Genomic DNA, 24,742 nt, shown 5'->3' on the forward strand with positions numbered 1-24,742 from the left:
TCACCTCCTTTCTGCCGGCAGGAGGAAGCTGAAGGTACTCCCCTCTCCCTGGCGGCTTTCCACCTGCATGCTTCCCCCCATCAGTTCCACGAGCCTCTTGCTGATGGAGAGCCCGAGCCCGGTCCCCTCGTACTCCCTGCTGAGACCGGTGTCCAACTGCCGGAACGGCTTGAAGAGTTTTCCCATCTGGTCACCGCCGATGCCGATGCCGGTATCGGTCACCGAGATGCGGTAGAGCGCTCCCTCGCGCCGGCAGTTGACGGTGATCCCTCCCCGCTCGGTGAACTTCACCGCGTTACTGAGGAGGTTGAGGAGCACCTGCTCCACGCGGCGCAGATCCCCCTCCATCCCCTTCACCTCATCGGCGAGGGTGACCGAGAGCGTGAGCCCCTTCTTTTCGGCCAGCGGCCGGATGGCCTGCACCGCCTGCCCGATCAGCTCGTCGAGCGCGAACGGCTCGCAGTCCAGGCAGAACTGCCCCGCCTCGATCTTCGAGATGTCGAGGATGTCGCTGATCAGGGCGAGGAGGTGGCGGGCGCTCTTGGCCACCATCCCGAGCTGCTTCTCCTGCTCCTCGTTCAAGGGCCCTCCGAGCTTCTGGAGGAGGATCCCGGTGAAGCCGATGATCGAGTTGAGCGGCGTGCGGAGCTCGTGCGACATGGTGGCCAGGAAGGCGGACTTCAGCCGGTCCGCGGTCTCCGCCTGCTCCTTGGCCTGGGCGAGCTCCTTGAGCGTCTGGGTGAGCTCCGCGGTCCGCTCGGCCACCGAGCGCTCCAGGTTGTCCTGGTACTCCCGTACCCGGCCCTCGGCGCGGTTTCGCGAGTTGACCAGGGTGGAAAGGAGCAGGATGGAGGCGGTCGCCACCCCGAGGTAGGACTGCAAAAAGAGCAGGGAATAGCCGGGGGCGCGCACCAGGAAGGGGCCGAGCCCCCTCAGGGTCCAGAGGAGGAAGGTCCCCATCACCAGGGTGACCAGGGCCGCCGTCTCGAACTGCCCGAAGCGGAAGGCCGCCCAGAAGAGCACCGGGAACACCAGGTACTCGATCGGCAGGTCGAAGCGGAAGATCCCCGTCTCGATCAGCAGGAGGATCCCCACCAGGGCTCCCCCCTCCGCCACCCGTGCCCACCGCACCCCCCCCCTTCGCCGCCTCTGCCAGGTCATCAGGAGGGGGGCGAAGACCAGCGTCCCCACCGCGTCACCGAGCCACCAGGTGAGCCACATCGCCCCGCTCTGCGACCAGCTCCCCCGGGAGAGCGAAAAGCTCACCGTGCCGATGGTGGCGCTGATCACCGGGCTGGCCAGGGCGCCCAGGACGATGAAGCACGAGGTGTCGCGCGTCCGGTCGAAGGGGTCGGGCAGGCCGCTCACGCGCCGGACCAGCTGCGTCGCGACCACCGCCTCCAGGGTGTTCCCCGCCGCGGTGGCCAGGGAAACGGCGAGGGCAGCCGGCGAGGCGAAGGCGGCGGCGGAGAGGACGAGCAGGTTGGCCCCGAGCGCCCCCAGGAAGATGCCGGGCCAGATCCGGCAGCCGAAGATGAAGCAGGCCGCGATGGCGATGCCGCTCGGGGGCCAGACGGCGGTGGCGTTGGTATGGTCCATGGCCAAAAGCAGTCCGAGCTTGGCGGTGACCAGGTAGACGGCCGCCACCGCCGCGTTCCGGAAAAGCGGCCGCCGCGAGATCCCCTCCCGTCCCCTCATGCCGCGTCCCCGTCTATGGGTAGGGAGAACTGGAAGCGGCTCCCTTCCCCCGGGGTGCTCCGGACCTCGATGCTTCCCCCCATGAGCTCCACGAGCCTCTTGCAGATGGAGAGCCCGAGCCCGGTCCCCTCGTACTTCCGGCTGAGCCCGGTGTCCACCTGGTGGAAAGGCTGGAACAGCCGCTCCATCTGGTCCGGGGAGATCCCGATCCCGGTGTCGGTCACGCTGGTGACGCAGAATCTCCCTTCCCTGCCGCAGCGGACCGCGACCCCCCCCTGCTCGGTGAACTTGATGGCGTTACTCAGGAGGTTGAGGAGGATCTGCTCCACCCGGCGGACGTCCGCCGTCAGCGGGGCGAGCGCCCCCACCTCCACCGACAGCTCCAGCCCCTTCTTCTCGGCCAGCGGCCGTACCGTCTGCACCACCTTCCGGATCGATTCCTCCAGGAGAAGCGGCTCCCGGTCCACCTGCAGCTCCCCGGCCTCGATCTTGGAGATGTCGAGGATGTCGCTGATCAGGGAGAGGAGGTGCTCGGCGCTGTTACGGACCATCTCCAGCTGCTTCCCCTGCTCGCCGTTGAGCGGGCCGCTCAACCCCTGCTGCAGGATGCCGGTGAAGCCGATGATCGAGTTGAGCGGGGTGCGGAGCTCGTGGGACATGGTGGCGAGAAAGGCCGACTTCATCCGGTCCGCCGCCTCGGCGCGCTCCTTGGCGTCGGCCAGGTCCTCCAGGGTGGCCTTTAGCCTCTCGTTGGTCTCCTTGAGGGTCTGGGTCCGCTCCTCGACCCGGCGCTCCATCTCCTGGTTGACCTCCTTGAGCTCGGCGGTGCGGGCCCGGACCTGGTGCTTCAGCACGAAGCTTCCGGCCAGGCTCGCGATGAGGGCGCCCCCGAGCAAGAGGGCGGCGACCTCGAGCCAAAACGGGAGCTGGAAATGCACCTCCTCCGAGGTCCACCTCTTCATGGCCTGGTAGTAGGCGGATTGCGGGTTCTGCTTCTCCTTGGCGAGGTGGCGGTCGATGGCCGCCAGCAGGTCGGGCGGGGCGTTTTTGGGCGCCGCGAAGAAGAAGGGATCCGGGTCGAACATGATGGGGGTATCTTCCAGCCCCGCCTTGCGCGCGAACATGAGCCCGTAGAAGCGGTTGGTCAGCCCGGCGTCGGCCTTCCCCTCCGACACCATGGCGAACTCGGTCTTGTAGTCGGGGACCGGGATCAGGGTGAACTTCAGCCCGAAACTGTTGGTGAGCCGGGTGAAGGTCTCCAGCTGGACGGTCCTCTCCAGGGCCGCGATCCTTTTGCCGTTGAGGTCCAGTATGGTCTGGATGCCGCTCCCCTTGCGGGCGTAGACCTGGGACCAGACGGTCAAGACCGGGATCTTGTGGAAGCTGTAGAGCCCCTCGCGCTCGGTCGTGTACGCCACGTCCGGCATCAGGTCGATCTCCCCCTTGGCGAGGCGATCCAGCCCCTCCGCCCAGGTGCCCGGGAGGTACCGCAGGGACCACCCTTCGGTCTTCGCGATGTCTTCGAGGATGTCGATGAAGATGCCGGACGGCTTGCCGGCATCGGAGGTGAAGATCTTGGGAGGGTTTTCGTAGACGCCGACCTTGACCACCCGATGGGCGGCGTGGGCGGCAGAGATCGAAGCAAAGAAGATGACGGTGAACAGTAACAGGGAGAGACGACGGAGGGGAGCGTGCCGTTGCAGACGGGGAAGACTCTTGAAGAAGTTGGGGTAGAACAACACGTGGGACCTCTTTTCCGAGCGGTTTCCAACCACCGTTCAGGACCGAGACAGTAACCAGCGATGCCCATACAGCGTCAACTATTACTTCTTTACCGTGAGTAACATTTTAAGAAGCATTTGGCGAGCAGTAATTCTACCCCACCCATTTGCAGTGTCACGAGATCCGGTCGATTTTCGGGACGCGCACTCTTTCAACCGTTCGACCGCCCGGTCGTCACCCTCTTCCGAGGCATCCGCCACCCTCATCATCTGCCTGAAATTATTGGTCAGATTTTATCGCATAAAAATCACTGTTGCATATAAATTATCACTTATGCTATACAACTCGCCGATTATGGGCGATAGCTTCATCTCTTAGTGATATCATTTTATGTAGTGACCGCATTGACAATGGCAGCAACGGTACGCACAATCAGCACCCGCTTCGTTCTACGAAACCTTCACGTGGTAGCGTTCATCGTCTTCCATCTCCTGATCGCCGGAGGAGCGGCCTTCGCCGGCCAGGCCCCCGGCACCGGGACGGTCGGATCGGTGCACGACATGAACACCTTCGCTTTCGTCTTCAACGACTCGATGGGAAGGGTCTGCGCCTTTTGCCATGTCCCCCACCACGCCAACTCCGAGGCGGGAACCCTCTGGGCGAAGCCGCTTGACCAGCAGGCCTCCGGCCTTCGCCCCTACACCTGGACCGCCCCGGAAAATCTCAGGATCAGCCAGAACCTGGATCCCCTGGTCGGGCCGAGCAGGCTCTGCATGACCTGCCATGACGGCGCCATCGCCATCGACCCCCACGGCACCAAGATGCCCGCGGAAAAAACCATCTCCACCGACCTCAACATCACCCATCCGATCGGCTTCAGTTACGACGAGGCGGTGACCGCCAGGGGTACCGACCAGCTCGCCGAAAAGACCGAGCAGTACGCCACCGCGGTAACTCCCAGTGAAACTCCCGGCGTCTACAACCGGGTCACCCGGGAGGCGAAGATCCGCATCGTGGACCTGCTCTACCAGGGGGAGATCCTCACCTGCGTCAGCTGCCACGACGTCCACAACAAGAACAATGTCTCACCCGACCCCGGCCACGACTACAACTTCCTGCTCTGGGCCAAGGAAGAAAACTCCCTCATCTGCCTGAGTTGCCACAAAAAATAGCGATGCGCCCCTTTGGCGGCTACCACAGAAAAGGCCCGCCGGCTTGAGCCGGCGGGCCTTCATCGTTGGTTTCGTACGCTTTTCTCCTGCTAATCCTCCATCAGGCTCTTCTTCTCGGCCAGGTCGTTCTCCTTGATCCCCGGGAGGTAGTTCTTGAGGTCGATGATCAGGTGGGAACGATCCGCATTCCAGACCGTGCCGTTTTCGAAGCGGACGGCGTCCACCCAGACGAAGGCGGACCCGTACTTCTTGAAAAAGGAGGCGTAGGGAGCCTCGTCGGTGAACTTGATCTTGTTCTTCTCGCCGACCTTGGCGTCTTCCAGCGAGTAGCCGACGAAGCTGCCGACCAGCTCGTTGTAGTCGTTGCACTCGAGGAACCCGAACCTGGCCGACAGGACCTTCTGCTTCGACACGTTCTGGTACTTCACCAGGTGCCTGATCCTGGGCTTGCTGTCCTTGGTGTCGAAATCGTTTTCGTAGAGGAAGATCTCGAGGGGGGCGTCGGGCTGCAAAACCGCCACCCCCTTTTCGGCGTGGGCGAGGCCCTGGGCGAATATCACCAGCGAGAGGGACATGACGAGGGCACGGAACAGTTTGTTCATGGTGACTCCATTGAAAAAGAAATCATAACATCGGCACCGCGACTGACTGCGGCTGCCGGAACATAGAACAATTATCCGTTCTCGTCAAGGAAGGGGAGTATTTGCTCCAGCCATCATCCTTTCTACCCGAGGTATCTTTCGATCGTTTCCTGGATCTGGGACCTGTTGAACGGCTTGCAGATATAGCCGTTCGCCCCGCAGATCTCGACCGATAACTCGATCTGCTCCGGCTGGTTCGAGGCGGAGACCATGATGATGGGAACGGGGTTCTCCACCTTCATGCGGTTCTCATGCTCCCGGATGCAGCGTACCGCCTGGTTGCCGTTCAAAAGGCCGAACATGTTGACGTCCATCAGGATCAGGTCGTAGGGCCACTTGTCCATGAGCGCGCTGGCGTGCAGGGCGATGGCTTCCTCCCCCCTTTCCGCGCAATCCACGTGCCCCTTTCCCGAGACGAGCTGGGACAGCAGGGCCCGGGCAATCTCCTGGTCATCCACCACCATGATCCGCTTTATCTTGTGCGTACTGTCCATCTGTGGCCCTCCAGCGAAACGGCTGCGCAATCTTCTGCCTTGCGTCTCAATCGGCACCCCGGGAAATAACTTGAGCCCCCCCTTGGTGACCGTGAAGCTCACGATGCTGTCGCCTCTGCCGCGAGGCCACGCCAAGTACCGGTAAATTCAGCCGGAAGATACCGCTACGGAAGGGCAGAGAAGGAAGAGCACCCGGACGAAAAAACTTACGGCATGAACAAGGCGAGGCAGCCGGTGCAGGCTGCCTCGCGACCAATGGGACAACCGGTAGAGGACGAGGAGACGCCGTCAGGCGAGGCGGAACTGTTGCACGAGGTCGTGGAGATCGTTGGCCAGGCCGGCCAGCTCGCCGGCGGCGGTGGCGGACTGGTGAGCGCCCCGGGAGGTCCCCTGGACGATCTCGGTGATCTGCTGGATGTTGTTGGTGATCTCGCAGGTGGTGGCGGTCTGCTCCTCGGCCGCGGTAGCTATCTGGTTCACCTGGAGGGTCACGTCGCCGATCTGTTCGAGGATCGCCCTGAGCGCCTCCCCCGACCTGGCCGCCTCGGCGGTCCCCAGCTCCACCTCCCGCACCCCCGTCTCCATGGCGGCCACCGCGCTCCTGGTCTCGGACTGGATGGACTTGATCATCTCGGAGATCTCGCGGGTGGCCCGGGTGGTACGCTCGGCCAGTGCCCGCACCTCGTCGGCCACCACCGCGAACCCGCGCCCCTGCTCCCCGGCACGGGCCGCCTCGATGGCGGCGTTCAGGGCAAGGAGGTTGGTCTGGTCGGCGATATCCTCGATGGTCCCGATGATCTCCCCGATCTGGTCGCTGCGGGCCCCCAGCCCGGCAACCGTCTGGGCGGAGGTGGTCACCTGTCCCGCGATGGACCCCATCACGTCGACGGTCTTCTCGACCACCGAGACCCCCGCCCTGGCCGCATCGTTGGCCCGCTCGCTCCCGGATGCCGCCAGGTGGCAGCTCTGCGCGATGCCCGACGAGGTGGCCATCATCTCTTCGCTGGCCGTCGCCACCGTGCTGGTGTTGAAGGCGACCTCCTCGGCCCCCGCGGCGATCTTTTCGGACACGGTGTTGAGCTCGTTGGCGGCAGCGGTGACCCTCTCGCTGCTTTGCACCACCTTCCCCAGGGTAACGAGCAGCTTCTCGGTCATCAGGTTGACCTCGCCCGCCAGCATCCCCATCTCGTCGCGGCTGCAGACCGAGGAGCGCGCGGTGAGATCTCCCGCCGCCACCTCGGCCAGGGTGTTGTACACCATCTGCAGGGGCCGCACTATCGAGCTCGCGATGAGAAAGCCGATGCCGGCCATGAAGAGGCTTACCGCCACGCTCACCGCGATGAGGATGGCCACCGACTCCTTGTACCCGGCCAGGTCATGCTGGTAGCTCGCCGCCGCCTCGACCACGTTGAGGCTCACGAGATCGTCGATGGCCTTGGCCGGTTTCACATGGAGCGGCGCCACGCTGCCGACGGCAAAATTGACCGCGGCCGCCCTCCCCTGGGGGTTGCCGATGCTTGCCACCGACATCTGCTCCAGCTGGTCACCCTTTGCCACGTATGCCTCGAACCCCTCGCGGAAGGCATCGACGAGCGCCGTTTCCTTCGGCTCCAGGTCGTATTTCTGGAAGGCCGCCAGCCCCTCCTTGATCCGCCCCTTGCGCAGCACGATATCCCGGGATTTCTCCGCGGCTATTTGCCGGTCGTTGAGCGAAAGGAGATAGACGAGGTCGAGGCGAATCCCCTGCAGGTCGTTTTTGAGGTTGTTCAGGAGCGAGACGTGGGTGACCGCGATGCTCATATCCTCTTCGTTTCTGGCCATCCGCCCCATCTTGGAGAGCCCCACCCAGACAACGACGGCGAGGGTCAAAACGGCAATGGAGACCAGAGTCATCAACTTACCCTTAACCTTTAAATCCGCCCAAAATTGCATCTTTCCTCCCTGCCACCACGGAACGGTTGTTTAATGAAGCGGCTTATCGGCCGGCTCCGCGAAAAACTTGAAAGCTATTCTCCAATACCTGAAATCACAAAGGAAACGCCCTTAGGATAGTCCGGCTCTCATTCCCCTCCCTCAAAATCCCCGCTCCTCCCTTTTGCTGTCATAGCAAACACCCTTTAATCAATTCATTCATTTTTTTGGGTTGACCGCGCTGGAAATCATGGATAATTATACGAGCTCCAACCTATCCGTATCCCTCCAATATCAATCGAAACAGGAAGTGTTGTCATAGGCTGTCACTTGATACAGTCGGTCATTCACCTGTTCCCCACCCTCTTCGATTGCCTTCCGGGGACATTCACTTCAGGGAGGTCGCACCATGCAGAAGTTGATTCGCATCGAGCCGTCGAAGTGTATCGGATGCAAATCCTGCGAGATGGCCTGCTCGTTCAGGCACCGCGGGGAGTTCGCCCCCAGCAAGTCCCGCATCGTCAACGAAGTATTCATGGAGGAGGCGCAGTTCATCACGGTCACCTGCATGCAGTGCAACGACCCGTGGTGCCTGAAGGCCTGCCCGAAAGGGGCGATCTCCAAGGACCTCGCCTCCGGCATCGTCGAGGTGGACGAGCTCAAGTGCGTCGGCTGCCGGACCTGCGTGAGCGCCTGCCCCTTCGGCATGATCAAGTACCTCGACGAGTCCGGGAAGGCCGACAAGTGCAACCTCTGCGGCACGGATTTTCCCGAGTGCGTGACCTTTTGCCCCACCCACTGCCTCAAGTACTCCGAGGAGGACCTCCCGCTAAGGGAGAAGGTATTGCGATTCGCCAGAACCATGAAAGACGGCCAAGGGGAGGTGTGAGATGGGAAACGGCTGGCACGGTAAAGTTTTGCGGGTGAATCTGACCGCCAAGAGCTGCACGACTGAGCATCTCAACATGGAATGGGCCGCCGCCTTCGTCGGCGGGCGGGGGCTGGCCTCCAAATACCTCGTCAACGAGATCGATCCGGCGGTCGATCCTTTGAGCGCGGACAACAAGCTCATCCTCGCCACCGGGCCCCTCACCGGGACCTACGGGGCCGCCAACGGGCGCTACATGGTGGTGACCAAATCCCCCCTGACCGGGACCATCGCCTGCTCCAACTCCGGCGGCTACTTCCCGTGCGAACTGAAGTACGCCGGCTACGACCTGGTGATCATCGAGGGGAAGGCGCAAGAGCCTCTCTACCTGAAGATCCACAACGAGCAGGCCGAGCTCGCCGACGCCTCCCATCTGTGGGGCAAGACCACCGACCAGACCGAGGACATCATTCGCGCCGAGTTCCACGGGGATGCCAAGGTCGCGAGCATCGGCCCGGCCGGGGAGCAGCTGGTCCGCTTCGCCTGCATCGTGAACGACAAGCACCGGGCGGCCGGCCGCAGCGGCGTCGGCGCGGTTATGGGGAGCAAGAATCTCAAAGCCGTGGCCGTGCGGGGGACCGGAGGGATCACCGCCGCCGACAAGCAGGGCTTCCGCGACGCCGCCCGCGAAACGCTGAAGCTTCTCCGCGAGCATCCGGTGACCGCCGAGGGGCTCCCCGCCCTGGGGACCGCCATCCTGGTCAACATCATCAACCAAAGCGGGGCGCTGCCGACCCGCAACTCCCAATGCGGAACCTTCGACGCTGCCGAGGATATCTCCGGCGAGCGGCTGGTCCAGACCTTCCTCAAGCGCAACAAGGGGTGCATGGGATGCGTGATCGCCTGCGGCCGGGTGACCAGGCTCGCGGACCCTCGCTTCAGCGGAAGCGGCGAAGGGCCCGAATACGAATCCCTCTGGTCTCTAGGGGCCGCCTGCGGAATTTCCGACCTGGCCGCCATCGTCAAGGCCAATTACCTCTGCGACGAGTACGGCATGGATACCATCACCATGGGGTCCACAGTGGCGTGCGCGATGGAGCTGTACGAGCGGGGGCTCGTCACCGAGGCCGAGGCCGGCATGCCGCTGAAATTCGGCGACGCCAACGCCATGGTGAAGCTCGTGGAAATGACCGGCAAGGGAGAGGGTTTCGGCGCCAAGACCGGGATGGGCTCCTACCGGCTGGCCGATGGCTACGGAGCCCCGGAGCTCTCCATGAGCGTCAAGAAGCAGGAGCTCCCCGCCTACGACGGCCGCGCCATCCAGGGGATGGGGCTCGAGTACGCGACCAGCAACCGTGGCGGGTGTCACGTGCGGGGGTACCTGGTCTCCCCGGAGATCCTCGGCGTTCCCGAAAAGCTCGATCCACAGGCCATCGAGGGGAAGGCCGCCTGGGCCAAGGCGTTCCAGGACATCACCGCCGTGGTCGATTCCGCCGGTGTCTGTCTCTTCACCACCTTCGGCATCGGCATCCCGCAGGTGACCAAGCTGATCAACGCCGCGACCGGCAGCGCCTTCAGCGAGGACGACCTGATGGTGGCCGGCGACCGGATCTACAACCTGGAGCGTCTGTTCAACCTGAAGGCCGGGATCGATCCCTCCCAGGACACCCTCCCCAAGCGCGTGCTGGCCGACCCGCTCCCGGACGGCCCGATGAAAGGGAGCGTCTCGCGGCTGCCCGAGATGCTCCCCGAGTACTACGCCGTCCGCGGCTGGGATCCCAACGGCATCCCGACCCCGCAAAAGACCAGCTCCCTCGGCCTCTCCTAACGTGAAGGCAAGGGGACTGGCTCCGCCAGGTGCCTGTCCCCTTTGTCCCTTCCCTTTGTCCCTTAGGGGCGTAGGGTGGGCACCCCGTGCCCACGCGGTACCCAAGGAGAATGGTGGGCAGAGGGCTTGCCCACCCTGCAGCTCTTGCTCCCACGCAAGGTTCCCTCCCCTTCATGCCTGCCGGCCGAAGCCTCGGCGAAGGTAGGGGGGGAACAGGGTGAGGATGGGGTTTGATACCCCTCCGGAGGAAACATGCCGCACTTCGACATCGTCATCATCGGCAACAGCGCCGCCGGCCTGCAAGCGATCCGCACCATCCGCCGCCACTGCCGCCGAACCACCGTCGCCCTCGTCGACCGCGAGGACTCCCCCGCCTACTCCCGTGTCCTCACCCCCTACTTCATCGGCGGCAAGACCGGCAGGGACAACCTCTTCATCGTCGATCACTCCTTCTACCGCGAGATGGGGGTCGCCACCTTCTTCGGGCATGCCGCGGCCGAGCTCGATCCCGAGCGTGGCGAGGTCCGGCTGGACAACGGGGAATCCCTCCATTTCGGCTCCCTCCTCCTGGCGCTGGGAAGCGAGGCCCGCCCGTTTCGCCCCGGCCTGAAAAGGGTCAGCACCCTTCGGCACATGGCCGACGCCGACAAGCTGGAAGGGCTCCTCAAACCGGCCGCCAGCGTCACCGCCCTGGGGGCGGGCCTCGTGAGCGTCCCGGTGCTCTCCCACCTCGCCCGCGGCGTCGAGCGGCACCTGGTCGTCAGCTCCGGACGCATCTTCAGCCGGCTCCTCGACGCCGAGTCGGCAGCCATCCTGGAGGAGCAGTTCACCGCCGCCGGGGTGACCCTCCACAAGCGAAACGACATCGTGGAGGTGAGCGAAGGCGACCGGCTGCGGCTCACCCTCGCCTCCGGCGAAAAGCTCACCACCGACGCCCTCGTAGTGGGAAAGGGGGTGATGCCCAACACCACCCTGGCCCGCCAGGCGGGGCTTGCCGTGAAGGACGGGATCGTGGTGGACGAGCATTGCCGGACAACGCACCCGGCGATCTACGCCGCTGGAGATGCAGCCGAGGGAAAGGATTTCGTCACCGGGGAGACGACGGTCCAGGGGAACTGGATCACCGCGGTCGAGCAGGGGGAGGTGGCGGCCCTCAACATGCTGGGGCTCGCCCAGCTCTACGAGGGGAGCATGAAGAACAACATCACCGAGGTGTTCGGCATCGACGTAGCAGTGCTCGGCTACTGCTCCGACGACGCGCCGCGGACCGTAACCCACGGCTCGCGCGCCGCCGGCCGCTTCCGGAAGCTCTTCCTCGACGAGAAGGATCGCATCATCGGCGCCGTGGTGATCGGGGAGACCAACGATTCGGGACTCTACTACCAGATGGTACGCGCCAGGTTTCCCTTTCCCGGCAAGCGGATGCTGCACGGGGAAAACCGCTACGGTGCGTTCATGCTGCAGATCGCCTAGCGACAGCCATGGTGCTTGTCCAGCTCTATGGAACCTTGCGGCTCATGCTGGCGGGAAAGGCCTCCGTGGAACTTCCCTGGTGCGAGGGCGATACCGTCGCGTCGGTGCTCGAGCGTTTCCAGGCGGGAGAGCGGATCCCCGTCACCCACAAGCTCATCGACGACCGCAAGTCCCTGCACACCGGCACCATCATCCTGCTGAACCGCAAAAACGTGCTGCACCTGCAAAAGCTCGCCACCCCGGTAGACGACGGGGACGTCCTGGCCCTTTTCCCGCCGGGCGCGGGGGGTTGAATGGCGGCCGACCGTTACGCCCGGCAAAGGATGTTGTGGGGAGACGAGAAGCAGCGGCGGATCGCAGCCGGCACGCTGCTCGTCGCGGGGGTGGGAGGACTGGGCGCCACCGTCTGCCAGATCATGGCACGGGCCGGCATCGGCCGGTTGTGCCTGGTCGACCAGGGGAGGGTTGAGCTGAGCGATCTGCACCGCCAAAGCCTCTACGCCGAGTGTGATATCGGCAAAAGCAAGGTGCAGGTGGCCAGGGAGCGTCTTCGGGCCATCAACGCGGAAGTGGAGATTGACGTCGAGGAAACAGCGATCGGGGTGGGATTCAGCGTGCCCGGGGAGGTCCGGATCGTCGTGGATTGCCTGGACAACTATGCGAGCCGCTTCGACCTTTACGCCGCCCTGGCGGACGGCACCCGCTTCGTGCATGGAGGGGTGCAGGGGGACCGCGGGCAGATCCTCACCCTCGTCAAAGGAGCATCCCAGCCGCTGCAAGAGATCTACGCCGGCAGCAGCCAGCCCGGCGGGCCGATAGAAGTGAGCCCCTACAGCGTCTTCGTGGTGGCGGGATTGATGTGCAACGAGCTGTGCGACCTGCTGGCCGGCTCGCCGAGGCTCGTGGACCGCTTCCTGGTCGTCGACCTGACCGACCATACCCTTTCCTACCTCGACGTCTGACCACCGCCGGCCAGCCGCATCCCCTTCCTCTAGCGCTGCGCCTCGTCTACCAGGTAGTTCAACAGATCCACAGCCGCCTTCACCTCGGCCTTGGTCATGTTGGAGTCCGGCTTCCTGAGCATCTTGATGCCATAGGCCTTGGTAGCCTTGTGGTCGAAAGGCTGCCCGGAAATCGGGGCCACGCCGGTCTGGACCGCGACGACGGTCCTCTCCAGGGTATGGCATTTGACGCACCTGACCCGGACTATGTCGTAGTGCCCCTTCAGGTTCCCCGGAATGGAAGAGGGGTCGAAGCGGAGGGAGTCCCCCTTGCCAACCGTTCTCAGGGCCGCATGAGCTGAAGTTGCTGAAAGAGCCACCATCGCCAACAGAATCAAAATTTTCCGCATGTGAATAAATCCTCCATTGCAATATTAGAGCTAGCCAATTAGAGGTGAGTGGGGTGAATCTCATTCGTGGCCTGGCCAGTGGACCACGGATGAAGAAAGTACCTTTAGGGCCACATAATAATTACTTTTAAATTACAATCAAGCAAAATATGGCTTCCTGCATGAATGTATACGGATTATTCCTGCACCTTGCCATCTCACCCGACGCTGTCCGCCATGCACTCCAACCCTCACTGCACCCCGCCCATGCCATTCGCGACTACGCGCACTACCTCCTTGAGGCACTTCTTGAGGGAGTGTTGATTTCATGAGATTTATCTGTCATTGCCCAAGGAGACGGTTTGCCGCCTACTGTTTCGAGGCTTCAAGGCAGCCCCCTTTTTCGACCTCAGCAAAGTGAGCAATTTCGGTCAGGTATTGGCGCGGCGGCTATGCTAGGATGCCCAACAAGTTGAGGGGGAGCACGTGGGGAAGGATACGGCAAAGGCATACGCACAGCGCTTCGAGAGGGTCTTCGATTATATAGAGCGGCACCTGGACCAGCCGCTCAGCGTCGAAGAACTGAGCCAGGTGGCGCACTTCTCGAAGTTCCACTTCCACCGGCAGTTTTCCCTGTACGCGGGGATCGGGGTGCTCGCCTACGTGAGACTGCTCCGTCTGCGGCAGGCCTCTTACCGGCTCGTCTTTCGCCGGCAGGAACGGATCACCGACATCGCCCTGGACGCAGGCTTCGACAGCCCGGAAGCGTTCGCCCGCGCCTTCCGGCAGGCCTTCCGGCAGGCCTTCGGCCAGTCCCCCTCCCAATTCAGGAAAGCACCCCAATGGCAGCCGTGGAGCGAGCGATTCCGGCTGCCCCCCCGTGAAAGGAGAGAGAAAATGGATGTGAAGATTACCGACTTCGCCGAGACCCGCGTCGCCATCCTGCGGCATCGCGGCGCCCCCGGAAAGCTCAACGACTCCGCGATGAAGTTCATCGAGTGGCGCAAGGAGAGCGGTCTGTCGCCCAAGGACACGAGCCGGACCTTCGGGGTGGCCTACGACGACCCCGACGCCACGCCCCCCGATGAGTTCCGCTTCGACATCTGCGGCGAGGTGAGCGACCCGGTGCCGGAAAACCCGCAAGGTATCGTGAACGGAGTCATCCCCGGGGGACGCTGTGCGGTCGTTCGCCATCTCGGTTCCCACGACCGGATCGGCGAAAGCGTCTATCCCCTCTACCGCGAGTGGCTCCCGGATAGCGGCGAGGAGTTGCGCGACTTCCCGCTTTTCTTCCGCTACCTGAACCTGATGCCCGACGTCGCCGAGCACGAACTGGCTACCGAGATCTACCTCCCGCTGAAATAAAAAGGTGCCATGGCCCAGCCAGGCCATGGCACCGCCTCGTCCTTCCCCCCCCTGCCCCTTCCGGCCAAAGTAAGGGCATCGTCGTGGCCCCCCGCAGCGCGTCTCCGCTCCCCACCTGGAAACTCGGGCTGCATACATTGACATGAGTGGCTTATCTGATAGCATAAAGGCACTCTGCTTAGTCATCTCACCTCCGAAAGTGTCCTGCCAAGGAGGCTTTTGTATGAGGAGCAACCTTCTTTCAAGACCGGCTCGCCGCTTCTCCTGTATCCCACATCCTCATCTCCTCCTAATCCAGAAATATCCATCCGCCGGCACGATCAGCACCATCCCTCAGACAGTGGTCGCCTCTTCGCACCTACCTCCCGGCCCCAACATCCTGTTGATACCGCCAGCCATCCTCACCCGGTCCCGGGCGAGGTGTCCCGCCGAGATCCGGTAGCGTCTCCGCGCGGCGACCACAGAGGAGGAGGCATGCACGGAGGGAGTCCGTACGCTAAAAACCACGCAGCAGCGCGATCTTGCTTGATGGCGGCGGTCTTTGCCGCCGGCCTGGTATCCGCCGCCCCTCTTTGGTCGGCAGATATCGCCAACCCGGTCGCGCGCCAGGAGGGAGACCAGGTTCTTTTGGAATACGATCTGGTCGGCAGCAACAAGGAAAACCAGCAGGTGGTTGTCTATATCGAATTCGGCGGCAAGCGTTACGCCGTCACCGATCTCCACGTAACCGGTAATTTCGGGAAGAAGGTTAAGTTCGGCGGCAGGAATCGGGTCTCGTGGGATCTGCTTCGGGATCTCCCCTCCGGCCTGAAGGGCGAGGTCACCTGGGAACTCGGACTTTCGGTGGGGCCGTCTTTCATCCCCCTTCCAAGTCTCTGATTTTGCACCGGCCGTTTCCGGCCTCCTTCCGGGGCCACTACCATCTTCAGAAGGGGAGGATGCGAATATGAGAACGGCGGGAATCGCCACCATTGTCCTGGCTTTGCTCATGGCGCTTCCGCCCCCCGTCTCCGGACTCAGGGTATCAACCCAGGTCGATATCGCGCCGGCCGTCCAGAGACCGCCGAAGGCCCCCCTATTGCCCGATCTTAAAATCGGCCCCGCTGAGATCGACTCCCCGGACGGTGTCCCGTCAGTGGGAAAAGGGCTCCCGTCCAAGGTCGTCTTCCCCCTCGAAAACATCGGCAAGGGAGACGCCAACGGCATCAGGGTCATGGTCCAGCCCGCGGACAAGCATGTGGAGGCCCGTTGGCTCGTGGCCGATTCCTCCTCAAACATCCCCCCCGGCCAAAAGGGGAAGGTCGCCATCACCGTGATGGTTGGCGAGGATTTTGCCGGCGCGCGGGGACTCCCCCTGAGGATCGAGCTTTCCACCCGTAACCCGGACACCACGTCCGAAAGGGGCGTTACCCTCGCCTACGACGGAAGGGTGCCGCCCCCCAGACTCGAAGTGGTCTCGGCCAAGGCCGAGTCCGGGACCGGTGCCCCCTTTCTGGCCAAGGGGCGCTCCAGGGTCGTTTTGACCGTCAGGAACAGCGGGTTGGGGGACGCCAAGGGGGTCGGCGTCCTGGTCCAACCGGATGACAGCAACGTCGTCATCGAGAGCTCCGGACGCTGGTGGAAGCCGTGGTCCGGCGAGAGCAGCGCCCTGGTACGCGCCCCCGGCGCCGCCACCAAGGTTTCCTTGCCTCGTGGGGAGAGCATGACGGTGGCCTTCGATGTCGAGATAGCCGAGGCCTTCCAGGGCAGCAACGTGCTGCCGCTCTCTCTCACGCTCACAACCGGTGCGCCGCGCACCTCAAGCGATGCCCGGGTCGTACTTCCCTACCACGAGGCCGTGGCCGCCGCGGTCCCCGCCGGCGGCAAGGAGGGGACGTCCAAAGTCTCCGCCCTCCTTGACAGCACGATGGGGTTTCTGTCATCCACCACGAGGAAGCTTTTCGGATCCAGTGGCGCCAAGATCTCGGTTCCGGCCAAATCCCAAACCTTTACCGGTAACGACCATGCAGTGGTCATCGGAATCGAACGCTACCGGGGGGACCTGCCGAACTCGGACTACTCAAACAACGATGCCCAACTGGTGAAGGGCTACCTGCTGGCTTTGGGCTTCGAGGAGAGGAACATCGACACCCTGACAGATGACCGTGCGACCCTGGCGGACATACGGGCGTCCGTGGAGCGCAAGCTCAAAAACCGCATCACGAGGGAGAGCCGGGTGTTCTTCTACTACTCGGGGCACGGCGCACCGGACCCGGTGAGTGGAGAGGGATACATCGTGCCGTTTGACGGCGACCCCAGCTACCTCGCCGACACCGGCTATCCCCTTTCGAGGCTGTACGACAGCCTCGGCAGGCTGAACGCCGCGGAGGTGACCGTCGTGCTGGACAGCTGCTTCTCCGGGACCGGGGGGAGGGGGCTCTTGGCCAAGGGGGTTCGGCCGCTGGTGGTGAAATCCTCCGCCGCGGTGATCCCTTCCAATGTCGCGGTCCTTACATCCACCTCCGGCGTGCAGATCTCCACCACCTACAAAGACGGCAGGCATGGGCTTTTCACCTGGTATTTCCTGAAGGCCATAAGCGAAGGGAAGAAGAACCTCTCCGAGATATATGAGTTCGTGCGCCCCCAGGTGGAGGATGACGCGAAGAGGCACAACGTCGAGCAGACCCCTTCCGTCAACATCGAAGGGCCGAAGCTCAAAAAGACATTCGTGTTACAAAAATGAGCCCCGAAGCCCCCCTACAGACCGGCGGCAAGAAGGGCCCGGGACCATCGCTTCTGTCGGTGGTCCGCCTTTTGCTCTTTTGCCTTTCAGCCGCCGCCGCGGATACCGGGAGCGCCCTGGCTGCCGGAGTTTCGGCTCCCGTCTGGGTGGCAGCCGTAGGAGAGGCGCAGGGAAGCGACTACGACCCTCCAAAGGAAGTGATGGAGCGTGCCCGTAACGAGGCCAAACGCAGGGCGATCGAGGAAGCGGTCGGTACCTTTTTGCGGGCCCACACCCTGGTCAGCAACGGGCAGCTCGCGGAAGACTTCGCCTATGCACAGGTCCGGGGGAGGATTGAAGAGGTCAAGATGGTCAGCGAAGAGAGGGACAAGCGGGACCCGAACCTCTTCCGAGTGAAGCTGAAGGCGCTCGTCAGTCCGGTACTCCCCCAGGAGCAGGGACTGGAAATAAAGCTGGCGCTCTCGCGCCATGAACTGAGGGAGGGGGACCGGATCCAGATCCATTACCAGGTCAGCGCCGACAGTTACGTGTACATCTTCTCGATTGCCGCGGACAACTCGGTGACCCTTCTTTTTCCAAACTGCCTGCTGAACGATAATCATGCCCGGGCAGGTACGGTGTACGTTTTCCCTCCCGACAACACCCCCATCCACCTGGAAGCAAATTCCCTCCCGGGGATGAAGCATAAGCCGTCCCGCGAGAAGGTGAAGCTCATCGCGACTCGCGGGCGAGAGATCCTCCTTGAGAAGGGGTTCCAGGAGGGGATTTTTCAGGTCTACGACGCTCGCTCCACCGGGCTGGTAGGCGATTTGGCCAGGAAGCTGAACCAGCTGGAAGCCACCGACTGGGGAGAGGCGGTGACATCCTACACGATAACACCGTAGCTTACCGGCCAGCGGCCCCGCCAGCCGTCACCCCTCCAGAAGGGGTCGTCCGTGGCCGATTTCATCTTTTTTCGATTTGTCGCATATATAGCTTGCGTTATCCCGGCACAGCTGATAGGGTGACACAGGTCCAATCTGGACAATAACGCAAGTAGAACAAAGGAAAGCAAAGTAAATGGTAAACGGTACTGTAAAATGGTTTAACGACAGCAAGGGGTTTGGTTTCATTCAGCAGGAGAACGGCGATGATGTTTTCTGCCACTTCTCCGCCATCAGCGGCGACGGCTTCAAATCCCTGGCTGAAGGCGATAGCGTAAAATTCGAGGTCGTCAAAGGCCCGAAAGGCCTCCAGGCCGCCAACGTGACCCGGATCTAGCCTCAAGCGAGATTCCAGAAACACGATACAAAGAAGCCCCGGCAACCCCGGGGCTTTTTTTTGCCTGACTGGCGGCCCCCCCCTTTTTTGCTACTTCTTTTGGTCGGAAAGAAACTGCACGAACTGGATGACGATTCGGGAGCACTCCTCCTTGATGGCCCCGTCGTCTCCCGTGACCAGTTGAGGAGCACTCCATCCGTTCTTGCCGGCGTAATTCACGTAGGTGACGGATTCCAGGAGGTGCTCCCTGCCGAGGACAGCACTCAGCTTATCCGCCTTCTTCACGCTCACCGACAATAGATAATCCGCATCCGCCGGAGACTGCACCAGCTCCAGACCGCCTTGCTTCTTCAGTTCCAGGATGATGCCAGTCAGAAACTTCTCCTCCAAAGGAGAGGTCTTCGCACCTTCTTTCTTCAAATCCCGCACAGCGAGGGCGTACCTCATGGCACCCGCCTTGGGCGCCGGCCCGCTTTTTGGTCCCGCATCCGTACCGGGCTTGCATCCCAACAACAAGAGCAGGACGAAAAGCGGCAAGAGCAGTTTTTGCATGTTCACTCCTTTTGATTCGACGGTATTTGACAACGAAACAGAGGCAGTCAAAGGCAGGGGCATGTTCTATGAGTGAGACGGACAAACCCTGAGGCGGCCTCGCACCTCCCCGTTACCCACCTTTCATGGAAAATAACTATTTGGTATGTTTTCCCCGATATGTGCAATAATGAGAAACTTCGCGCCATCGGCGGGAAAGAGAGCCGGAATTACTCTTCTTCTTGTGAAAGGGCCGTATGTTCTCCAGCATCAAAGCCAAGCTTACCCTCCTGACCGCCCTGGGGTTCCTTGCGGTAACCGCCAGCGTCACCCTCTCCTATTTCGTCGCCGTCCGCGAGATCAAGAACATCATGAAGGCGGACGTGACTGCGGTTGCCGACGCACTGGAGAAGAGCGTCAACTACATCGCCGCGGTAAAGCCCGACGCCCTGCGAGACGAGAGTTTCAAGAAGGCGATCTACGACGTGAAGATCGGCAAGAGCGGGTACGTCTACCTGCTCGACCCCGCCGGCACCCTGATCGTGCACTACAAGGAGGAAGGGAGAAACCTGGCGGGCCAGCCGCACATCGACTACATCCGCAGCCATCCCGGCGACGGCTTCTACGAGTACACCGCCCAGAGCACCGGCCAGGAGAAGATGGTGGCCTACCGCTACATCGGCTCCTGGAACGTGTGGGTGGTGCCGGGAGTCAATAAGGCCGACTACTTCAACGAGCTGAAGTCGAGCTTCCTCAAATGGAACATCGCCTGCGGCACCGTCCTCATTTTGCTTCTCTCCGTCGGGAGCATCCTCATCAGCAGGAGGATCGCGCGACCGGTCCAGCAGGCGGCAGACCTGGCCAACCGGCTGGCCACCGGCGATCTCGCCATCTCGACCGACACCGGGCTTAAGGGCTTAGGGGGTGAAGTGGGGGCCCTGCTGACCGCCCAGCATGCCATGGTTTCCGGCCTGAACGACATGGTCGATCACGTCAACCAAAACTGCCGGTCGCTCTCCGAAATCTCCGAAACGGTCTCCGCCTCGGCCGACGTGGTAACCGAAGGGGCGCAGACCCAGGCCCGCGCCGTCGCCCAGGCCTCCCAGGCCGCCAACGCCATCCACGCCTCCGCCCAGATGGTGAGCGAGGGGATCGAGGTTCTTGCCGTCTCCACCGCCGAAACAGCCTCCTCCACCCTGGAGATGCGGGCCAGCGTGGAAGAGGTGGCACTTACCATGGAAAGGCTCGCCACCGCGGTCGAGGAGGTGGGTTCCTCGGTGACCGAGATGAGCGCCGCGGCAAAACAGATCGGCCTGAGCGTGCAGGGGCTGATGGAAGTCTCCTCCAACGCCGGCGCCTCCATCCAGCAGATGGAATACTCCATCCGCCAGGTGGGGGAGAACGCGGAGACCACCGCGCGCATCTCCAACGACGTCCTCGCCGAAGCCGAGGCGGGAAGAGCCTGCGTCCAGGCCACCATCGCCGGCATCGACGAGATACGGGCCGCCTACCGGAGCACCGCCGAAGTCATTTCCGCCCTCTCCGGCAGCGCCGCCGGGATTGGGGCCATCCTCGACGTGATCGACGGCATAACCTCCCAGACCAACCTCTTGGCCCTCAATGCCGCCATCATCGCCGCCCAGGCCGGCGAGCACGGCAAGGGGTTCGGGGTGGTAGCCGGGGAGATCAAGCAGCTGGCCGACCAGACCAGATCCTCCACCGTCGAAATAGGCCGGGTCATCAACGACGTCCTGGAAAAGACCGCTTCGGCAGTGAACACCCTCCAGGCGTCGCAGGCCAGTATCGACTCGGGAGCCGCGCTCTCCCGCCAATCCGGAGATGCCCTGGAGCGGATCGTCGGTGGGATGAAGGTCTCCGCCGGTCACGTGGCGGAGATCGCCCAGGCCACCGTCGAGCAGGGGAAGGGTGGTCAGATGATCATGAAGGGGATGGAGCAGATGTCCGACATGGTGAGGCAGATCAGGCAGGCGACCAGGGAGCAGGAGAAAGGGAGCGAACTGATCGTCGTCACCGTGGAGCAGATGAAGAGTCTCAACAGCCAGGTGTGCAACTCCGCCCGGGAACACAACGGCGCCAGCGCCGAGATCGCCCAGGCCACCGAACGCATCACCGCCATGGTTCAGCGGATCAAGGACGCCTGCAGCGAGCAGCGCGCCTGCGGCATCCGCATCGCCGCCGAGATGGAAACCATCACCCGCTCGGCGGGCGGCAACCTCGAAGCCAGCGGGGGGCTCGCCCGTGCCGTTCAGGGGCTGACCGCCCAGGTGGACGCCCTCCACCGCGAGATGTCCGCCTTCCGCACCGCCGACCGCACCACCTCCTGACCCTCATCCCCTGTTACCGCCGGGATCTTGCCATCGCAGGCGCAATGCCGGGGGCATCCGGCGGTAGTTTTCCCCGCGGCCATGAGGCGCACGGGAGTTCCCCTCCCTGGGTCACCGGGCGGCAAGGCCCAAGACTTTCTTGAGCGGCGTCTTGTGGAGGATTTTCAGTTGGTCGGTCGACATCTTCTGAATCGCCGTCAGGGCCAACTGCCTCCCCAGGTCGTCGCAGTCTTGGCCACAGACCTGGTAGACGACCTGGCCTTGGCTGTCCTTTACCCTCAGGTGGATCAGCTCCCCGGAAAGGCAGGTGGACAAGCTTATGCCCAAGTCGTCGCCGCGAAGAGAGAAAGGCATAATTGCACGGATATCTCCCTCGTCCTTTGGCGAAAGGCATAATTGCATGGGCGTTGTCCCCCTTCTCCTTTGGCCCAACCTCCTGAGGATAATGGCCTCCGAGCTCAGAGTCATCCTGCGCCCAGACGTGGAAGGGGACTGGTGCCACCCATCTAGGGCACCAAGCCCCCTGCCGATCCCTTCCGTCCGTAACAGCCGGTCCTCTTGTGCCGGCTCTCAGCCAACCTTTCGCTATCTGAGTACAAATCAGACGTGGAGCGGCCCTCCCGGTGAGAGGGGACCTTTAACCGAGCCCAAAGAGGTCAATTTTTCCCCCAGGCTCTTGATCGTGTAAGGCTTGGCCACCGCCGCCCGGAACCCGTAGGCGGGATAGTCCGCCATTATCGGGTCGTTGGAGTATCCGCTTGATACGATCAGGTTGGCGTCGGCATCCATGGCCAGAATCCTCTCCGCCGCCTCCTTCCCACCCATCCCCCCCGGAATGGTGAGATCCATGATCACCGCCGCGAAGGTGGTACCCGCCCGGAGGGCCTCCCCGTACAACCGGACGGCCTCGGCGCCCTCCGCGCAGGTGGTTACCCGGTAGCCCAACTCCACGAGCATCAAGGCCGCCAAATCCCTGATCATCGCCTCGTCGTCCATCACGAGAACCGCTCCACCCCCGTGCTGGTCGCCCCCCTCTTGGGCGGCAGACTCGGCCGCATGGGCCTGATAGGTCTCCCCGATAGAGGGGAGGTGAATGGTGAAGGTGGTCCCCCTGCCGAGGGTGGAGGCGACACCGACGTGTCCGCCATGCCTCGTTATTATGGAATAGACGGAAGCCAGCCCCAGCCCGTTCCCTCCCGATTTGGTGGTGAAGTAGGGGTCGAATATCTTCCCCATCACCTCTTCCGTCATGCCGCACCCCTGGTCGGCCACCGTCAGCCGGACGTAGTTTCCGGGAGCGAGGCCCAGGGCGTTGCCATCGACAAGCCTCTCGTTACGGGCGGTCACCGCCAGCGTACCGCCCCCCGGCATGGCCTGCGAGGCGTTGATGACTATGTTGTGCAGGACCTGGCAAAGCTGCCCCTCGTCCGCGTCGATCGCGTGGATCGTGTCGGGAATGTCGACCACCCCCCTCACGTTTGACCCGCTCAACCCGAGCTCCACCGACTCGTTGACGATGTTGGGGAGGGAAACCACCTTTCTGACCGGCTCCCCTCCGCGGGCGAAGGTGAGCAACTGGTGGGCGAGCTCCGTGGCCCGCAGCGATGCCTTTTCCGCCTCCTCCAGCGGCTTGAACGATTTATGGGTAGCGTCCAGAAACAGCAGCGCAATGGAGACGTTACCCATGACGCCGGTCAGGATGTTGTTGAAGTCGTGGGCTATGCCGCCGGCGAGGAGTCCCAGCGATTCCAGTTTCTCTATGCGTAACCGTTCCAGCTGGTGCTTCTTGAGATCGGTCACATCCCGGTAGGACCAGAAGCGTCCCACGATCTCGTCACCTATCTTCAACGGCTGGGTGTAGCGGTCGAAATGACGTCCATCGGCGAGGGCAAGCTGGTCCTGGCCGGAAGCTTCCGGGCGGGCGTAGAGCTCATGCACTTTCGCCAGGAACTCGTCAGGCTTGACCATCCGGGAGGCGATGTAGGGGAGCACGGGGTCCTTCACGTCGGTGACCAGCAGCTCCTCCGGGACCTCCCAGAGCTCGACGAACTTCCGGTTCCAGCGCGCGATCTCCCCGTTGCGGTTGACGACCAGGATCCCATCGGGGGTGGATTCGAGGGCGGCGCTGGTCAGCGAGGTGGCATAGGAGAGGAGTTCCTCCGCCTGCTTTCTCTCGGTGATGTCCTCGGCGATTCCCGTGGTCCCGACCACCCTTCCCAGTTCGTCGAAGAGCGGCGTCTTGAAGGTGGAATGCCATCTGGTCCCGGCCGGGGTCGCTATCCGCTCCTCCACGTGCTTGGTCCTTCCCGACGCGCAGACCTCCCGGTCGTCCGCCACGTAATCGGCGGCCATATCCCCGGGGAAGAGGTCGAAGTCGGTCTTGCCGAGGCACTCCTCCACCGTCCGGCCGGCCGATCTCGCGTACTGCTCGTTGATCATCTCCAGCCGCCCCTCGGTGTTCTTCAGCCAGGCCATCATCGGCAGGTTGTCCAGAACGGCCCGCTGGCGCAGCAATAACCTCGCGTTGGCCAGTTCGGCCGCCTTCTGTTTTTCGACCTCCCGGGCCAACTCCTCGTTTACCCGCTTAAGCTTTTCGTTCGCCTCGGAGAGCTGGCCGGTCCGCTCCGCCACCAGCGCCTCCAGGTGCCGGTTGCGATCCTGCAGGTCCTTGAGCGGATAGATCTCCCCCTCGTCCGCGACGCCGAAGGAGACCGAGATGCTGCTATGGGAGATCTTCCAACCGGCGTCCTCCCTGCGGAATATCAGCACGAGGCGGGCGATTTTTTTCGAAAGTATGTGCTCCTCGATGGGGAGATGGATGACGAAGGTGCTGCTGGTCACCGCGATCGTTTCGGCCAGCAACTGGATCGAGAGATCCTTCAGTTCGATGTTTATGGGGTCCTTGACCTGTGCGAAGTCCTGACGGGTGACCGCGACCCACGCCTCACGGTCCTTGACGAGATAATCGCCGCTACCGGTTATGCCCGAGAAATCGTCACTGAACCAGGCCGTCAGCAAATCGTCGCGAGTCGAGTACATCCGAATGTAATTATCGAAGAGTTCCCTGATTTCCTGATAGCTCGAGGCGTCCATGAAAGTGATTCCTTCCCATTCAGAAAATGTGCGTGGTTGGAATAGCCGGGGTGCAGAAACTCAGTGGAGGTTTGCCGTCTTAACGGTCTGAGAACTATATCAGCAACGCCATCGATTTCATTACAGAAAAGAAAACCGCCCTCCTGGATTACAGAGAAAGCGTAACTCCCCACCTCTTCTGGATGATCCCCAGACCGTCAAGCGCGCAGCCTTCTCTGTTACTGGCAACCAGGAGCCTGCGGCCATTGACAGCCACATCCTTCAGCCTAAAATGGTTAGAAATTATTCA

21 protein-coding genes are annotated in these 24,742 nt (G+C 62.6%); 12 read left to right on the plus strand and 9 right to left on the minus strand.

The features are described 5' to 3' along the window. Together ACYVL5_RS12215 and ACYVL5_RS12220 are read right to left on the minus strand one after the other, a co-directional pair. Positions 1 to 1,698, minus strand: coding sequence for a sensor histidine kinase (locus ACYVL5_RS12215; RefSeq protein ID WP_460595855.1), 1,698 nt, complete (start codon positions 1,696 to 1,698; stop codon positions 1 to 3). Beyond that, positions 1,695 to 3,440 carry an ATP-binding protein gene (locus ACYVL5_RS12220; RefSeq protein ID WP_460595856.1) on the minus strand — a complete coding sequence of 582 codons (1,746 nt, stop codon included), beginning with the start codon at positions 3,438 to 3,440 and terminating at the stop codon, positions 1,695 to 1,697. The genes ACYVL5_RS12215 and ACYVL5_RS12220 overlap by 4 nt, the downstream gene beginning before the upstream one ends. 444 nt (positions 3,441 to 3,884) lie before the next feature. Between ACYVL5_RS12220 and ACYVL5_RS12225 the strand changes: the two genes are divergently transcribed. Then, positions 3,885 to 4,592 carry a hypothetical protein gene (locus ACYVL5_RS12225; RefSeq protein ID WP_460595857.1) on the plus strand — a complete coding sequence of 236 codons (708 nt, stop codon included), beginning with the start codon at positions 3,885 to 3,887 and terminating at the stop codon, positions 4,590 to 4,592. 89 nt (positions 4,593 to 4,681) lie between these two features. On the opposite strand, the gene ACYVL5_RS12230 is transcribed toward ACYVL5_RS12225, so the two are convergent. From ACYVL5_RS12230 to ACYVL5_RS12240, 3 genes are all read right to left on the minus strand, one after another. Beyond that, positions 4,682 to 5,194 (minus strand): hypothetical protein, encoded by a 513-nt coding sequence (locus ACYVL5_RS12230; protein WP_460595858.1) that lies wholly within the window; start codon positions 5,192 to 5,194, stop codon positions 4,682 to 4,684. Positions 5,195 to 5,316: 122 nt separating this feature from the next. Next, positions 5,317 to 5,727: a response regulator gene (locus ACYVL5_RS12235; RefSeq protein WP_460595859.1), complete on the minus strand. Its 411-nt coding sequence runs from the start codon at positions 5,725 to 5,727 to the stop codon at positions 5,317 to 5,319. Positions 5,728 to 6,015: 288 nt separating this feature from the next. Further along, positions 6,016 to 7,659, minus strand: a complete 1,644-nt coding sequence (locus ACYVL5_RS12240) for a methyl-accepting chemotaxis protein (RefSeq protein WP_460595860.1) — start codon at positions 7,657 to 7,659, stop codon at positions 6,016 to 6,018. Between the two features lie 388 nt (positions 7,660 to 8,047). Between ACYVL5_RS12240 and ACYVL5_RS12245 the strand changes: the two genes are divergently transcribed. The 5 genes from ACYVL5_RS12245 to ACYVL5_RS12265 all read left to right on the plus strand — a co-directional run bounded on the left by ACYVL5_RS12245 (position 8,048) and on the right by ACYVL5_RS12265 (position 12,769). Further along, positions 8,048 to 8,527 carry a 4Fe-4S dicluster domain-containing protein gene (locus ACYVL5_RS12245; protein ID WP_460595861.1) on the plus strand — a complete coding sequence of 160 codons (480 nt, stop codon included), beginning with the start codon at positions 8,048 to 8,050 and terminating at the stop codon, positions 8,525 to 8,527. 1 nt (position 8,528) lies between these two features. Continuing rightward, on the plus strand, positions 8,529 to 10,334 hold the full coding sequence (locus tag ACYVL5_RS12250) for an aldehyde ferredoxin oxidoreductase family protein (RefSeq protein ID WP_460595862.1): 1,806 nt from the start codon (positions 8,529 to 8,531) through the stop codon (positions 10,332 to 10,334). 252 nt (positions 10,335 to 10,586) lie between these two features. Next, on the plus strand, positions 10,587 to 11,807 hold the full coding sequence (locus ACYVL5_RS12255; protein ID WP_460595863.1) for an NAD(P)/FAD-dependent oxidoreductase: 1,221 nt from the start codon (positions 10,587 to 10,589) through the stop codon (positions 11,805 to 11,807). Between the two features lie 8 nt (positions 11,808 to 11,815). Continuing rightward, positions 11,816 to 12,100, plus strand: coding sequence for a MoaD/ThiS family protein (locus ACYVL5_RS12260; protein WP_460595864.1), 285 nt, complete (start codon positions 11,816 to 11,818; stop codon positions 12,098 to 12,100). Next, positions 12,101 to 12,769: a HesA/MoeB/ThiF family protein gene (locus tag ACYVL5_RS12265; protein ID WP_460595865.1), complete on the plus strand. Its 669-nt coding sequence runs from the start codon at positions 12,101 to 12,103 to the stop codon at positions 12,767 to 12,769. A 29-nt stretch (positions 12,770 to 12,798) separates the two neighbouring features. Here ACYVL5_RS12265 and ACYVL5_RS12270 read toward each other — a convergent pair whose 3' ends face one another. Continuing rightward, a complete protein-coding gene (locus ACYVL5_RS12270; protein WP_460595866.1) occupies positions 12,799 to 13,158 on the minus strand; it encodes a cytochrome C in 360 nt (119 codons plus the stop codon). A gap of 465 nt (positions 13,159 to 13,623) precedes the next feature. Between ACYVL5_RS12270 and ACYVL5_RS12275 the strand changes: the two genes are divergently transcribed. The 5 genes from ACYVL5_RS12275 to ACYVL5_RS12295 all read left to right on the plus strand — a co-directional run bounded on the left by ACYVL5_RS12275 (position 13,624) and on the right by ACYVL5_RS12295 (position 18,484). Next, complete coding sequence (locus ACYVL5_RS12275) at positions 13,624 to 14,502, plus strand: AraC family transcriptional regulator (protein WP_460595867.1); 879 nt, start codon at positions 13,624 to 13,626, stop codon at positions 14,500 to 14,502. A 528-nt stretch (positions 14,503 to 15,030) separates the two neighbouring features. Further along, positions 15,031 to 15,381 carry a hypothetical protein gene (locus ACYVL5_RS12280; RefSeq protein WP_460595868.1) on the plus strand — a complete coding sequence of 117 codons (351 nt, stop codon included), beginning with the start codon at positions 15,031 to 15,033 and terminating at the stop codon, positions 15,379 to 15,381. Between the two features lie 67 nt (positions 15,382 to 15,448). Continuing rightward, the gene (locus tag ACYVL5_RS12285) at positions 15,449 to 17,224 is read left to right on the plus strand and encodes a caspase family protein (protein WP_460595869.1); all 1,776 of its coding nucleotides are present in this window, start codon (positions 15,449 to 15,451) and stop codon (positions 17,222 to 17,224) included. Beyond that, on the plus strand, positions 17,221 to 18,108 hold the full coding sequence (locus tag ACYVL5_RS12290) for a DUF4384 domain-containing protein (protein ID WP_460595870.1): 888 nt from the start codon (positions 17,221 to 17,223) through the stop codon (positions 18,106 to 18,108). The genes ACYVL5_RS12285 and ACYVL5_RS12290 overlap by 4 nt, the downstream gene beginning before the upstream one ends. A 175-nt stretch (positions 18,109 to 18,283) precedes the next feature. Then, positions 18,284 to 18,484 carry a cold-shock protein gene (locus tag ACYVL5_RS12295; RefSeq protein ID WP_460595871.1) on the plus strand — a complete coding sequence of 67 codons (201 nt, stop codon included), beginning with the start codon at positions 18,284 to 18,286 and terminating at the stop codon, positions 18,482 to 18,484. Between the two features lie 90 nt (positions 18,485 to 18,574). Here ACYVL5_RS12295 and ACYVL5_RS12300 read toward each other — a convergent pair whose 3' ends face one another. Continuing rightward, positions 18,575 to 19,036 carry a hypothetical protein gene (locus ACYVL5_RS12300; RefSeq protein WP_460595872.1) on the minus strand — a complete coding sequence of 154 codons (462 nt, stop codon included), beginning with the start codon at positions 19,034 to 19,036 and terminating at the stop codon, positions 18,575 to 18,577. A gap of 236 nt (positions 19,037 to 19,272) precedes the next feature. On the opposite strand from ACYVL5_RS12300, the gene ACYVL5_RS12305 reads away from it, so the two are divergent. Next, positions 19,273 to 21,360 carry a methyl-accepting chemotaxis protein gene (locus tag ACYVL5_RS12305; protein ID WP_460595873.1) on the plus strand — a complete coding sequence of 696 codons (2,088 nt, stop codon included), beginning with the start codon at positions 19,273 to 19,275 and terminating at the stop codon, positions 21,358 to 21,360. Positions 21,361 to 21,471: 111 nt separating this feature from the next. Here ACYVL5_RS12305 and ACYVL5_RS12310 read toward each other — a convergent pair whose 3' ends face one another. Both ACYVL5_RS12310 and ACYVL5_RS12315 read right to left on the minus strand, forming a co-directional pair. Beyond that, positions 21,472 to 21,687 (minus strand): hypothetical protein, encoded by a 216-nt coding sequence (locus tag ACYVL5_RS12310; protein WP_460595874.1) that lies wholly within the window; start codon positions 21,685 to 21,687, stop codon positions 21,472 to 21,474. A gap of 273 nt (positions 21,688 to 21,960) precedes the next feature. Further along, positions 21,961 to 24,453, minus strand: coding sequence for a PAS domain-containing protein (locus tag ACYVL5_RS12315; RefSeq protein WP_460595875.1), 2,493 nt, complete (start codon positions 24,451 to 24,453; stop codon positions 21,961 to 21,963). Positions 24,454 to 24,742 lie beyond the last annotated feature (289 nt).

The organism is Geomonas sp. Red276, from assembly GCF_054784495.1.

What these genes read in the sequence shown, in the direction of transcription:
- ACYVL5_RS12215 (WP_460595855.1), bottom strand. Translation starts at nt 1,698, where the DNA reads ATGAGGGGACGGGAGGGGATCTCGCGGCGGCCGCTTTTCCGGAACGCG.
- ACYVL5_RS12230 (WP_460595858.1), bottom strand. Translation starts at nt 5,194, where the DNA reads ATGAACAAACTGTTCCGTGCCCTCGTCATGTCCCTCTCGCTGGTGATA.
- ACYVL5_RS12235 (WP_460595859.1), bottom strand. Translation starts at nt 5,727, where the DNA reads ATGGACAGTACGCACAAGATAAAGCGGATCATGGTGGTGGATGACCAG.
- ACYVL5_RS12240 (WP_460595860.1), bottom strand. Translation starts at nt 7,659, where the DNA reads ATGCAATTTTGGGCGGATTTAAAGGTTAAGGGTAAGTTGATGACTCTG.
- ACYVL5_RS12245 (WP_460595861.1), top strand. Translation starts at nt 8,048, where the DNA reads ATGCAGAAGTTGATTCGCATCGAGCCGTCGAAGTGTATCGGATGCAAA.
- ACYVL5_RS12250 (WP_460595862.1), top strand. Translation starts at nt 8,529, where the DNA reads ATGGGAAACGGCTGGCACGGTAAAGTTTTGCGGGTGAATCTGACCGCC.
- ACYVL5_RS12255 (WP_460595863.1), top strand. Translation starts at nt 10,587, where the DNA reads ATGCCGCACTTCGACATCGTCATCATCGGCAACAGCGCCGCCGGCCTG.
- ACYVL5_RS12260 (WP_460595864.1), top strand. Translation starts at nt 11,816, where the DNA reads ATGGTGCTTGTCCAGCTCTATGGAACCTTGCGGCTCATGCTGGCGGGA.
- ACYVL5_RS12265 (WP_460595865.1), top strand. Translation starts at nt 12,101, where the DNA reads ATGGCGGCCGACCGTTACGCCCGGCAAAGGATGTTGTGGGGAGACGAG.
- ACYVL5_RS12270 (WP_460595866.1), bottom strand. Translation starts at nt 13,158, where the DNA reads ATGCGGAAAATTTTGATTCTGTTGGCGATGGTGGCTCTTTCAGCAACT.
- ACYVL5_RS12280 (WP_460595868.1), top strand. Translation starts at nt 15,031, where the DNA reads ATGGCGGCGGTCTTTGCCGCCGGCCTGGTATCCGCCGCCCCTCTTTGG.
- ACYVL5_RS12285 (WP_460595869.1), top strand. Translation starts at nt 15,449, where the DNA reads ATGAGAACGGCGGGAATCGCCACCATTGTCCTGGCTTTGCTCATGGCG.
- ACYVL5_RS12290 (WP_460595870.1), top strand. Translation starts at nt 17,221, where the DNA reads ATGAGCCCCGAAGCCCCCCTACAGACCGGCGGCAAGAAGGGCCCGGGA.
- ACYVL5_RS12295 (WP_460595871.1), top strand. Translation starts at nt 18,284, where the DNA reads ATGGTAAACGGTACTGTAAAATGGTTTAACGACAGCAAGGGGTTTGGT.
- ACYVL5_RS12300 (WP_460595872.1), bottom strand. Translation starts at nt 19,036, where the DNA reads ATGCAAAAACTGCTCTTGCCGCTTTTCGTCCTGCTCTTGTTGTTGGGA.
- ACYVL5_RS12305 (WP_460595873.1), top strand. Translation starts at nt 19,273, where the DNA reads ATGTTCTCCAGCATCAAAGCCAAGCTTACCCTCCTGACCGCCCTGGGG.
- ACYVL5_RS12315 (WP_460595875.1), bottom strand. Translation starts at nt 24,453, where the DNA reads ATGGACGCCTCGAGCTATCAGGAAATCAGGGAACTCTTCGATAATTAC.